Here is a 1,110-nt window from a genome sequence, read left to right on the forward strand (position 1 = left end):
TTTTTTTGGTTGAATGGCTTGCTCTTTTAAATAAAGTCTTTTTTAGGTTGTCAAGCCGGAAAGCGTAGCGGGGCTTTACTACCTATACAAAAAGACTTTTACAATCTGTTAAGCCATACAATGCCAAAATTCTTCGTTTACCTGATTAGCTGATTTAAAGCCTAATATTTTTCTAGCAACATTATTTTCTCTTTCGATATATCGTTTATGCTTGTTAATCAAATCATCTAACGATTTGAATGCTTTATTATAAAAACGTTCTCCATCTACTCGATGACTACGTTCTACTTTCCCATTTTGCCACGGAGAATATGGTCGTGTTTTTTTGTATTGAATACCTTTAACTTTTAATACTCGCTCAAAATAACTTAACTGTTCGGTTTGATTCATATCATTGGTAAATTCTCTACCATTATCTGTTTGAACTGTTTTTATACTAAACCCCAATTTTTTATCTAGATCTTTAAGAAAATTAGCGGTATGAGTAACGCTTTTTTCATCTACAATGCTACAAACTCGTTTTCTTGTAAACTCATCAATAGCTGTAATTTGGTAATAACGCACTCCGTGAGTATCCCAACCGATACATTCTATTGGTACATATTTAATATCAATTTGTACTTTTTCACCTGGGTAAGTAACTTCATCAGGTTTCCACTTACTTTTAGGATAAGATTTTTTTTTAGGAGCTTCTTTCTTTTTAGCATGGCGATTAATCATTTTAATCATAGATTGATAATGTCTTGAATATCCTCTTTTTTTACACTGTACATAAACTTCAGCTAATCCATCTTTTTTATAATAACGATAACAATGTAAAATAATATCGATTTCTTCAGAAGTATGTTGATTTGGATGCGAATGTGGTTTGCGACTTTTTAATGCAAAAGATTGGACTGTTCCATCATATCGTTTGCGCCAGCGTTGAACTTGTTGACGACTAGTATGATATTTTCTTGCAGCAAGGGCATTATTATCATATTTTATCGCATATTCAACAATTTTCTTTCTTAATCTCATTTCTTCTGTTATAATTATTTTCACAAAGAACACCTCTCTATACTTTTGGTTTAGTCACTTATTAGTATATCAGATTGGTGTTCTTTTTTT

1 protein-coding gene is annotated in these 1,110 nt (G+C 31.3%); it reads right to left on the reverse strand.

All coding sequences use genetic code 11. From position 1 onward, the window contains the following. Positions 1-108 precede the first annotated feature (108 nt). Positions 109-1,020 carry a DDE-type integrase/transposase/recombinase gene (locus tag BMX09_RS09950; protein WP_218138951.1) on the reverse strand — a complete coding sequence of 304 codons (912 nt, stop codon included), beginning with the start codon at positions 1,018-1,020 and terminating at the stop codon, positions 109-111. Positions 1,021-1,110 lie beyond the last annotated feature (90 nt).

The sequence above is a fragment of the Granulicatella balaenopterae genome (assembly GCF_900111135.1).
Classification (GTDB): Bacteria; Bacillota; Bacilli; order Lactobacillales; family Aerococcaceae; genus Granulicatella; species Granulicatella balaenopterae.